This is a genomic window from Streptomyces albospinus, from assembly GCF_014648695.1.
GTDB classification, from domain to species: domain Bacteria; phylum Actinomycetota; class Actinomycetes; order Streptomycetales; family Streptomycetaceae; genus Streptomyces; species Streptomyces albospinus.
This window is the reverse complement of sequence record NZ_BMRP01000034.1, coordinates 63352-74524: the sequence shown is the minus strand read 5'-3', so window position 1 is coordinate 74524 and position 11173 is coordinate 63352. Positions and strand designations below refer to the sequence as shown.

General features: G+C 30.6%; 4 protein-coding genes and 9 tRNA genes. 1 reads left to right on the top strand and 12 read right to left on the bottom strand.

The annotated features are described in order from the left end of the window. Positions 1 to 552: 552 nt before the first annotated feature. From IEZ17_RS46060 to IEZ17_RS46045, 4 genes are all read right to left on the bottom strand, one after another. Positions 553 to 625: transfer RNA gene (locus IEZ17_RS46060), tRNA-Pro, on the bottom strand. A gap of 1167 nt (positions 626 to 1792) precedes the next feature. Then, positions 1793 to 1863, bottom strand: a tRNA-Met gene (locus tag IEZ17_RS46055). Positions 1864 to 2321: 458 nt separating this feature from the next. Continuing rightward, a tRNA-Met gene (locus tag IEZ17_RS46050) sits at positions 2322 to 2391 on the bottom strand. Positions 2392 to 2973: 582 nt separating this feature from the next. Further along, positions 2974 to 3046 (bottom strand) — tRNA-Thr (locus IEZ17_RS46045). Between IEZ17_RS46045 and IEZ17_RS46040 the strand changes: the two genes are divergently transcribed. Further along, positions 3016 to 3165 (top strand): hypothetical protein, encoded by a 150-nt coding sequence (locus IEZ17_RS46040; RefSeq protein ID WP_189306156.1) that lies wholly within the window; start codon positions 3016 to 3018, stop codon positions 3163 to 3165. The two genes, IEZ17_RS46045 and IEZ17_RS46040, sit on opposite strands and share 31 nt — an antisense overlap. Positions 3166 to 3310: 145 nt before the next feature. Here the strand turns inward: IEZ17_RS46040 and IEZ17_RS46035 are convergent. The 8 genes from IEZ17_RS46035 to IEZ17_RS46000 all read right to left on the bottom strand — a co-directional run bounded on the left by IEZ17_RS46035 (position 3311) and on the right by IEZ17_RS46000 (position 10643). Next, a tRNA-Lys gene (locus IEZ17_RS46035) sits at positions 3311 to 3382 on the bottom strand. A gap of 145 nt (positions 3383 to 3527) precedes the next feature. Next, positions 3528 to 3600 (bottom strand) — tRNA-Gln (locus IEZ17_RS46030). Between the two features lie 863 nt (positions 3601 to 4463). Continuing rightward, a tRNA-Met gene (locus tag IEZ17_RS46025) sits at positions 4464 to 4536 on the bottom strand. A 241-nt stretch (positions 4537 to 4777) separates the two neighbouring features. Beyond that, a tRNA-His gene (locus IEZ17_RS46020) sits at positions 4778 to 4850 on the bottom strand. A 973-nt stretch (positions 4851 to 5823) separates the two neighbouring features. Continuing rightward, a complete protein-coding gene (locus IEZ17_RS46015) occupies positions 5824 to 6306 on the bottom strand; it encodes an NADH-quinone oxidoreductase subunit H (RefSeq protein WP_189306154.1) in 483 nt (160 codons plus the stop codon). Between the two features lie 413 nt (positions 6307 to 6719). Further along, a complete protein-coding gene (locus tag IEZ17_RS46010) occupies positions 6720 to 7358 on the bottom strand; it encodes a complex I subunit 1/NuoH family protein (RefSeq protein ID WP_189306152.1) in 639 nt (212 codons plus the stop codon). A gap of 1456 nt (positions 7359 to 8814) precedes the next feature. After that, a complete protein-coding gene (locus IEZ17_RS46005; RefSeq protein ID WP_189306150.1) occupies positions 8815 to 9645 on the bottom strand; it encodes an NADH-quinone oxidoreductase subunit J in 831 nt (276 codons plus the stop codon). A 927-nt stretch (positions 9646 to 10572) separates the two neighbouring features. Further along, positions 10573 to 10643: transfer RNA gene (locus tag IEZ17_RS46000), tRNA-Asn, on the bottom strand. Positions 10644 to 11173 lie beyond the last annotated feature (530 nt).

Below are 11173 nucleotides of genomic sequence, written 5' to 3'. Positions count from 1 at the left end.
CTCTTAAGCCTTCGTCGAGACTAAGCTCGACTCCGCCCAAGACTGAAAAAAGCAGCGCACCAAAAAAAAAGGTGGCAGAGCGAACGCTGCAAAAATATAAGAAAAGATGTAATCTTACCCCTAAATAATATTATTAATATGATATTATTATTTAGGGGCCCTGTTTTACTGTGCAGCACTAGCCAAAACTACAACATAACTTATTATTATAATAATTTTTATAAATATAACTATTATATTTAATATAAAGTAAAGGTATTAGACCTCTTAATCCTGTAATGAAAGTTAAGCCAATGACTTTAGCTTATATTTATATATAATAAAAAAAAACGTTTTTTTATTTATAATTTATTTGGCAGAGGTTACCCTGTCAAAGCTAACAAATCCAGAGTTTAGGGTAATACAAGGGACAATCTTTAATTTTGTCTAGGTTGCTTAGTAATTGTCATATATCGATTATATGGACTATTTAAACCTATTTCGGTTTTAATGAAAGAAGGAAAGTGTTATTATAATATAATTGTTATATTATATTATAATAAGCACTATTTATCGGATAGAATGGATTCGAACCATCAGACTCCCACTCCCAAAGCGGACGCACTTCCAATCGTGCTTCTATCCGTCACAAATCCTGAACTAAATATAATCAAAGAAACCGATAGTTCCCCTCGCTAAGAAAATTTTAGGTAATAGAAGCAAAAATTAAAAGAGTTCCTGGCCGTAAGAACTTACAGCCTTACGAGTAGGGTCAAACTAAAAAATACTAGGAAAAGGCTTTACTTATAACATAGTTTTTTTAGGTAAATGTAATCCTTAGCCAAGGCGTAGTAAGTTTACAGCTACAAATAATATTTTTATCTATCATATAATTGATTCTTTCTTTCTAGTCTTCGTTTGAAGAAGAATTAATTAATTAATAATTAATTTCTTCTCCTTTTTACCTCGACTTTTTACTGTTTTTTTTTTTTACCTGCGCAGGGACTTGAACCCTGACGCCCTTTAGGACAATAAATCTTAAGTTTATTCTGGCTACCATTTCAGCACGCAGGTCATTAAATTGCATATCTTTGGACACTGGCACTAGCACTAGTACTAGCACTAACACTAACACTAGTACTAGCACTAGCACTAGAATTTTAGTGCTAGTTTGGTTTTTTATTATTATCTTTTAAATCTGTTAATGGATATTATTTTTAATTAAAACAAACTAACTAACTAACTAACTAACTAACTAACTAACTAACTAACTAACTAACTAAAAAGATAGGATAGAAAAATTTTTATCCTAACCTTAGCCGCATTTTTGTTATTCTTTCTTTAATTAAACAGGACTAGCATAAATCTAGACTTCGTTATTTTAATATATTTTGTTAAGATAACTATAATTCTGGTTTTCGTTTGAGTCGAGTTTAGTCTATTTTTATCTGCTGCAATAAGAATTATATTAATATACAATATACATTATTATTGGGGTCGGGAATGAAATCCCGGTCGCCTATTCTTATTCTATCCTTACGATAGAATAATATAATATATTATATATTATTATTTAGGGGCCAGATTTCATCTCCTCTTATTATTTAAGTTAATGAAGTCCTCTTATCTATTAAGCCAACCAACAATATGAACGGTAAGTCGGCAGTGAAATCCTGCCGAATAAATTATTATCGGCACAACGCGTCTATGAAAAGATTAAAAAAATGCAGCTAAAATCAAATAATCAAAAAAGACAAATGAGTGTTTACCATTTATCACCAACTTCCCTTTTTTTTTGATTATTTGATTAATATAAGGCTACAAGGAATTGAACCCTAATCCAGCCATCATGAATGGCCTGCTTTACCGTTAAGCTATAGCCCCTTTGTTGCTCTATCTGCTGATAATTATTATTTTTTTGTTTTTGCTGCTTTTTTTTAGAAGTAATTTGAAGTAAATCTTACTATATAAATGCGGGTTGGGAATGAAATCCCGGTCGGCAATGAAATCTGGGAGAGTGAAACCCTGTAGCCAACGGAATGAAATAGCGCTAAGGTCAAAAGTACACAAACTTTAAAATACTAATAAATTGGCGAGAAAAAAACCTTTAAGGCTTTATTAGGGTCAGAGAGAGAATTAATATTATGATCTAATTATATTAATATCTGCTTTACTAAGCAGAGCATATAGCTGTAATCTATTGACACTGACAGCTTTTTGATTAGACTAATTATTTGGACGAAAAATCCTTTTCTGCTACCGTCCTTTTATTAAAAATAAAACTTGTCATTTAAGCAATTTGTTGTAACAAGAAATACTATCATTTTGTTATTTTGTTTATGTGCGGGCAAACGACTTGAACGTTTAACTACTGGTCATGAGCCAATTATGTTACCAATTACACCAACCCGCTCTAATTATAAATCTATAACCTTACCTGGGCTTGAACCAGGATTACAGCAGTGAAAATGCTGTGTCTTAACCAGTTTGACGATAAGGTCTAATATAAATATGGTTTTAACTTTTACCTTCACAGATTATTATTAATTATTTAATAGGTCTATATTTGCTTACAATAGCAGAACTTTACATCAAAGCACAAGGCTCGTTTTATTTTTGAGATTAAATCCAGCCGCCGTTCATATTGTTGGCTTAATATTTTATTAAGACAAACATAGAATAAGAAGAGGCGACCCGCATTTTTTGACTTTACTGCCTTTTTTTTTTTTTTTTTAGCTGCGCGTCTTTTTTTTTTTAGTTATCAGTAGTAATAAAACTAACAACAAACTAAAGGGGCAGTATGATAATAATCTTATATTATCCACTTGCTGCAAAAAGGAGCAAACAAAACGAGCAAAAAATCCTCGTTTTTATTAGCGGCAGAAAGATTTTAACTTCTAACCAAATTGGCAGAAACTGTTTGTAGGGTTAAAAGAATGTTAAATTTTCTCCGTTTTAACCTTAACAAAGGGCTAGCCATTTATTTAAACTCTAAGCCAGGTAAGGGACTTGAACTCTTAACATTGCACTTACAAGATGCACACTCTACCAGTTGAGTTAACCTGGCTTTATAAAAGAGAAAGAAAGAAAGAAAGAAAGAAAGAAAGAAAAAAAAAAGCAGCAAAAAGAAATAGCAGTAAAGTCAAAAATGGAGCTAAAATAAAAGCAGTGCGTGCTAGCAAATAGATTGTTTTTTTCTTTCTGCCGCTTCTTTAATTAGATAGAAAAAGAATTTAGCCATTTGCTTTTTTATAATAAATTATTCGATAGAATAGTGAATTTAAACCGCAGTCTATAAAAATGAATGAATATATTAAATAATTATCTGGAGTGAGAATGGTAGGAATCGAACCCACATAAAATTGCTTAAAAGGCAATGGCTCTACCATTAAGCTACATTCCCAATTTAGGGGCAAGATTTCATTTTTTCTTGTTATTATTATTTTAGTTGGACACTTTTTTTTATATACTCTTCCCTACTAGGCTTCGATTAGGCTTCTAGTCACTCCGCCCTTTTTTTTTTTTTTTTGCTAGCGCGCAGCTCTTAAATGAGTTGGAAAGGCTCGAACTTTCATAAACTGAATTCAAAAATCAGCGACTTACCCATTAGTCAACAACTCAAGTTTTCATAAAAAAAAAAAAAAAAGCAAAACAAAAGCTAGTTTTATTCTATTATACAAATAATATTAATATTGTTTAAAGGGGCCGGGATTGTAATATGGGCACTTTGTTTGGATGCCCTTTTCTACTACGTCCTATTTCATAGTAAACTGCAGTTTTTTCCTTCCTTTTTCGTTATTAATATTATTATTATTTGGCAAGTTCCCTTTGAACATTAAGACAAATTATAACAACTTAAGGTTTAAACTAAATCAACAACTGTCTATTACTTATAGTAATTTTTGCAGTGTCCGTTCCCAGGTTATAACTCAGGATAATCTTAGTACAATTTACTAGTAAATAATTTATTAGTAACTTTAAGGCTATTGCAACACTAACTAGTTTAAGTTGGGCCCTCGTCTTCTTATTTATTGCACGAACAATACTATTATTGTTAGTATTATAAATATAATTTTTTACAGTGCAGTGAAAAAATGAAGTTAAAACAGTTAATAACTAAAACAATTTATTATATTTTATACATACTATAGAATTGTAGCTGAGAAAATAGATCTTTTTAATTGGTAGCTAAAAGAGAGAACTTGAAAAAGCAGTAGGGTCAAAAAGCAGTAGGGTCAAAAATGCAGTAGGGTCAAAATAAAAAAAAAAAGCAGCAAAAAAAAAAAAAAAAAAAAAGCAGTGCAGTAAAGTCCAAAATAAAAAATGCACTAGGGTAAATTAAATTATATCTCTAATATAACTAATTCTGCAGTTATTTTTATTCTTTTATCATAGAAGAGAAGAACAAGAATAAAAAGCGGGTCGGGAATGAAATCCCGGTCGAGAGTGCTTCGCTGGCTACAGGTTCCCTGGGAAATAAACCTAGCCGGAAGAAGGAATTGAACCTACATAACCCACTTATGAGATGAGTGTTTTAACCATTTAAACTATACCGGCTACCTCTTATAAACAACTTGTAGAAGTCATTAGCTAAATCCTTACACTTATTTTTTTTTTTCCTGACGGCCCTTCATACTATTGGAAAGGGGGCTTACTTACCCTAATAATAATTATTATTGTTATTATTAATAAAAAACGGATCGGGAATGAAATCCCGGCGAAAAGATTTAAGCCCCCCTTTTTTCCGATTTATCTCTATAATTAGAGGGCAATAGCATTCAATTTGTTTGATTATAAAGGGTGAAAACCCGGGCTCGAACCGAGATAAGGTGCGCCACAAGCGCCTGTTCTACCATTAAACTATATTCACCTTGTACACGTGATTTAACTTTATCAAATGTTTTATTGTTGTTGACCTTACATCTTATCCTTACGATAGAATAATATAATATATTATATATTATTATTTAGGGGCCAGATTTCATCTCCTCTTATTATTTAAGTTAATGAAGTCCTCTTATCTATTAAGCCAAATTATAATCTTTATAAGAAAAAAAAAAAAAGCAGCAAAAAAAAACCGGTAACAAAACACCGAGCAGCGGCGCCGACCGCTCTATTTTACCTTTAATTCTCTTCACCGCCGTAGGCGACCCGTCGTAAGATTACCTCTAAGCCTAAAACTAAAAAAAAGGAGCAAACAAAGATGGGCACTCCTGGCTCTAGCAAAACTAGCTAAGATAAATAATAATATTATTACTAGTTGTAGTAATATGATTCTTTCATTGTTATTTGGCAGGTTGCCTTTAGACATTAAAACAGAAGATTACAAAAAAAAAGCAGTAGGGTCAAAAATGCAGAAAAAAAAATGCAGTAGGGTCAAAAACAAAAGCAGTGGCAAATTGCCTACTACGCTTCGCTATATATAAAATATAAAGGGGTATTTTATGATTGATAGAGATAAATTATCCTTTGCAAAAGTCCTATCATTTAGATTCGTTTGTGCACTGCAATCCGCCAAGGCGGAAAAACAGTGGACTTTACTGCGCAAAAGTTACCCTACTATAACAAAAAAAAAAAAGCTTGTAGATGTTTAATTAATGAATAAGGTCAAACATTATATTTTTTGTGCGTAGAATAGAATAAAAGAGTATACTTATGCCTTAGCTATACTTTATAATGTCCTTAAATTAGAAAGAACTTGTTTTGAATCTTTCTTTTAAACTATATTATTCTTAATAAGAATAATAACGGACTGCAGTGCGCATAAAATAGACGGGTCTCCCCACTAGCAAAGCGTAATAAGCCCACCCATTTTTTTTTTTTTTTATCTTAATAGTTATAATATTAAATAAGATTAAATGGTAATAAATCAAAAGAATAAATTATACAAGGAACTAGTATAATAATGGCAAAAACTAAAGGAAGTAATACCATCCAACAAACTTGCAGTAATTGATCATATCTAATTCTAGGAAAACTAGCTCTTACCCAAATGAATAAAAAGACAACTGCAGTAGCTTTAAATCCTATAACTAAGCCATTTATAGCACCACTGACTAAAGGCATAGAACTGAATGCAATAAGATTAATAAAAGAGAAACTATCTAAAGCTAACCAAGAAGTTAGGCTTCCAATATAAATTGAAGGTAATAAATACCCACCTAAAAATAAAATAGCAGTTAAAGTTGAAATTAAAATAATATTAGAATATTCAGCTAAAAAGAAAAAAACAAAAATAACGGCCGAATGTTCTGTCATAAATCCTGCAACTAATTCTGATTCCAGTGTATGTAAATGAATAATTAAATGATAGGCTGTGCACTGCAAAGGGGATACCCTCCTCGCAAACCTATCGTTACTTAATATACCGTAAGCTTTTTTTTTAGCCCTGTTATAAGTTTCATTTACTTTGTTATTTTTGCCGCAAATAACTATTGGACTATATCATATACAGTATGGGCTACTGTATTTTCGCGTGTAGTCTCTGAGGATCCCCTATAAATTTTTAATTTTATTTATAGTATAAATTATTATAACTTATTATATATATATTATATATCTAGAATAATTAATAGGGTTTCGGTTTCCTGCTGATTGCTCATTACAATACCTTATAGACTTAAACTAATATTCAAATTAATCTAAAATAATCTAAATTCTATTATTAAAACCCATAAGCTTTAGAGTTTCCAGCATATAGCGAAATTTAACGAGGCCAAATCTATAGCATAGTTTGTTTGTTAGTTGTTCTTAGCCTCTGGTAAATCAAAGGGTGCTCTATTAGTTTCAGCTAATGCTCCTATGAAAAAAATTATAAATACAGGAAATAATGGTATTATAAACCATACCGCTTGTTGATATTCTATTATTGTTGTCATATTTAATGAACCAGTTATAAATAAAACGATTAACATTGCTGAACTCAATACCAATTCATAACTTACTAATTGTGCTGCACTTCTTAAAGATCCTACAAATGCATATTTGGAATTAGCTGCCCATCCGGCTATTAATAGTCCATAAACACCTAATGATGATATCGCTATTGAATATAATAATCCTAAATTATAATCTGATATTGCTAAACCAGGACCAAATGGTATTACTGCCCAACCTAATAAGGCAAATATTAATGTAATAATTGGACCTAAAAAGAATAACACTGAATTAGCATGTGCTGGAATAATTGTTTCTTTTACGATTAATTTTAATGCGTCGGCAAACGCTTGTAATGTTCCTAGATATCCTACTTTGTTTGGACCTAAACGTCTTTGCATACTTCCCATAGCTTTACGTTCAGCTACTGTAACATACGCTACGCTTAATAGTATTGGAAGTAAAACTATCAGAACTTCAAATAAACTAAATAAAACTAACATAGCTTTTGGTTATATTAACCTTCTTTATATCTATAAAAAAAAAAGCAGCTGAAATAAAAAAAAAAAAGCAGCAAAATGCAGTAGGGTCAAAAAATAAAATAAAATAAAATAAAATAAAATAAAATTAAATTAAATTAAATAAAATTAAATGGAGCCGGCAAAAGAGATCTTTATTTCTATCAAAGACTAGGCTTTAACATTTCTACCAAAAGAAACATTATTATTGATAAAATAACTCATCTATTGTTTTAGGGAACCTTTCAAAGCTAAAAACTCAAACTAATTATTCATTCATTCTCTTGGATAAATAATTTGGATCTCTCTGCTACTAAAAGAGACTAACTCTTATTTTAAGATAATTAATAGGCGGCAGAACTGATACCCTCGACCCCATAATATTATAAAGGTCTTTTCTTGCTCATCCAAACTAACGTTTCTTCAGCCGCTAATCTGTGATTAATCTAGTTTAATTTTTTCAATCGAGTCTGTTTTTATACTAAAGCTATTTTTATAATTATATATATATATATATAGATAAAGGTTATAACAATTAATGATATTAAAGTTTTTTTTTTCGTATAACTTATATCTGTTATGGTTCGGTTGAGAACCGACCAATGGGTAGTATTAAATAATAATAAGATTAGAAATAACTAGCGCACTATAATAAGCTTTAAGACTGTACTCAAACAAATAATATTATTTCTAGTAAAATTATTTTATTGGAGCCTTAACACTCCTATTTGCGGAGAGTGAAACCCTGCAGCTAACGGAATGAAATGCCACTAGGGTCAAATTTTTAATGTTTTTTGTTGGCCACCGTTCATATTGTTGGCTTAATATTTTATTAAGACGGACCTACAATAAAAATAGGCGACCGGCATTTCATTCCCGACCCCAAGTTATTAGCAGACCAATTTTGCCAATATTTGTCTTTAGATGAGAACTAGCACAATAGTTATATTTATAACTTATAATTAATATCTTTAAATTTAATTGTTAGAGTAATCCGTTTGTCATTATTTGCAAAGCAAAGCAAAGCAAAGCAAAACAAAGCAAAGCAAAAGAGCTTTGTTATAAAGAGCTTTTACCCCACTACAAGATCCAACGAATATTTTAATTATTATCGTAAATTTGCTAATAGTATGAAATAGCAGCTAAAAGGTTTACAGTCACTATAAATTAAATAACTTAATAAATATCTATTTTATACCCTAAGCTGGTCGAGAAGGAACTTGCAACAGGAAAAATTAAGGGTGGTATAAGTTATATTATAATATGGCTGCAATTTGAGGATAACCTCTGCGCTGCGCTGCGCAAAAATGTTTTCGACTTTTACTTTCTGGTATTTAGATTGAAGTACAGTCATAAAGAGGAGGGGATGTAATCTCCGCCCATGTTTTTGCTGCGCAGCAAAAATAAGCCTTTATTTTTGACCCTACTGCTTTTTTTAGACTTAATGAGAATTAGAAACTGCTGCTGGTTTAAATGTTAAACTAATAGCTGCTACCATAGCTAATAAAAGAATTAAACTAGCAACGAAAAACCATAAAAGATAACCAGTATACATTACATTACCTATTGAAGAAATTTGACTGAAAGCTGCGAAATTTCCATCCCATAAATTAGTAAATACTGATTCAACTTCTAATTTGGCTACTGACTCTAGGTTTGAATTATCTAATCCTGTAAATGATGGCTCACTTGATGAGATTGAAAAAAATTTAAGTGATGGAGTTGTTCCTGTTATTAAAGAATTAAGCCAATTAAAAACGTAGTAAGAAAATGATTTCATTTCTGTTATATTACTAGGGATTATAGAGTATAGTGGATATAAAAAAGCTACTCCAATAATAGCACCTAAAGGTAAACTGTTTTTATTATTATCTTGGTGTAATTCAGCTAATTTTATATCAAGTAAGAAAATTACAAATAAGAAAAGAATTGCTATAGCTCCTACATAAACTGTTATATAGGCTAGACCTATAAAACTAATTCCTAATAATATTAAATAACCTGCTATATTTACAAATAAGGCAATTAAAAATAAAACTGATATAACCGGATTTCGGGCAGTTATTACTAATATTCCTGATAATATTGCTCCAAAACTTAAAATATCTAAACCTAAAGGTGAAAATCCTGATGTTAAAGATTCAGAAATTAGCATTAAATTTGTCATTTTTGTTTTTTGTTTTTTTACCCTTTTGTTTTTTAGCAGTAGCTTCTTAACAATGCTCCTGAAATTAAACTTATATTTAAGGGGGTTGGCTGTAGCTAGTCGCATTTATTAATGTTGGTTAGGCAGTGCTTTTTCTAGAGACAGAAGGAGGATTCCATTCTAGTTTTACTTACGGTTAGTAGCTCGCGATCCCAAGATATAAACGGCGTCAAAGAGTTGACCTCTTTTCACTAGTTTTGTTGCGACCGCCTCCTCTTATTCTATGTTTGTCTTAATAAAATATTAAGCCAACAATATGAACGGCGACCGCCTACGGCGACAAGATGTTTTTAGTTCTCTTCTTCAATCTAATAAGGTGAATCTGGAGGTATTTTTTTTTGACCCTACTGCTTTTTTCTAGCCCTGATTATTAGTCTAACTATTCCAGCTCTAGCATCTAACCTTTTGCTGCGCTGCAAAATAGATAACATTTAGAAGTAAACATAATCACAGTTTTTGTCAAAAGTTAAGCTAGTTTATCATTTTGCTGTAAAGGGCAAAGTCTTATTAGAAAATTAGATATATTATATTATAGTAACCACTAGCTACCGCAGTATAATATATATATTTATATAATGCAACATTAAAAAATATTAATACTAATTTGGTCTTAATGTTACATTAAGAGAGTCCAAATCTTTTTGCTTTGCTGCACTCTATTTTACTCTACTCTACTCTACTCTACTCTACTCTGCTCTGCTCTAGATAAAAAAAAAAAACGAGAATTTTTTTTTTAGCTGCACGTCTTCTCCTTATTAAAATAAAGTTATGATTAGAATATTTGATTTTAATTTCCATTCGAATATTTTAAGTAGCTTATAAAACAAGGGAATATTATTCTCCCTCCCTTTTGACGGAACGGTACGTTGCTCATTTATTGTTTAGTAATAGTTATTATATAAATCTATCGATATATTATATCTAATATATTATAGAACGCAATTTCGTTAAGGTTAAAACCAAAGCCGATAGTTTTAGATTCTAGAAGAAATTAGTCACCAAGAGGAATCGAACCTCTATCTAGACATTAACAGTGGCCTGCTTTACCGTTAAGCTATAGCGACTCTTTTATATTACAACTAATTACAATATAATAATATATTGTAAAAAAGTTAATATATTATATTTTTTTTTTTTTTTTTTTTTAGGTCACCGTCGAAGCGTAGTAGGCAATTTGCCACTCCACTCCATTTTTGTTTTTTTTATTTTTTGCAAAAAATTGCGGATTGGCATGAAATGGCGCTAGGGTCAAAAATGCGCTAGGGTCAAAACAAAAATGGGGGTGCGGCAGCTACAAATGCAAAGAGGCCTTTTATCTCAACGTTAACGGCCAAATTAGAAATGTTTTATAAAAAAAAAAGCTCAAATCATTAATAATTTGAGCTTTAAGCTTATATATTTATATATTATAAAGATCTAGTTGTTATAATAATGGGGGCGCCAGCTCCCTCCCGTGACTAGAAAGAAAGAATAATATAATATATATATTATATTATTTGTCTAGTTATTATTATAATTATTATTATTATTATTATTATTATAATAATAAACACTAAAACTTGCTGCGCTGCAAAATTATTAAACCTGTTAATTT

Excerpts from the sequence above, each read along its gene's own strand:
- IEZ17_RS46010 (WP_189306152.1), bottom strand. The coding sequence starts at position 7,358 with ATGTTAGTTTTATTTAGTTTATTTGAAGTTCTGATAGTTTTACTTCCA.
- IEZ17_RS46005 (WP_189306150.1), bottom strand. The coding sequence starts at position 9,645 with ATGCGACTAGCTACAGCCAACCCCCTTAAATATAAGTTTAATTTCAGG.
- IEZ17_RS46040 (WP_189306156.1), top strand. The coding sequence starts at position 3,016 with ATGCACACTCTACCAGTTGAGTTAACCTGGCTTTATAAAAGAGAAAGA.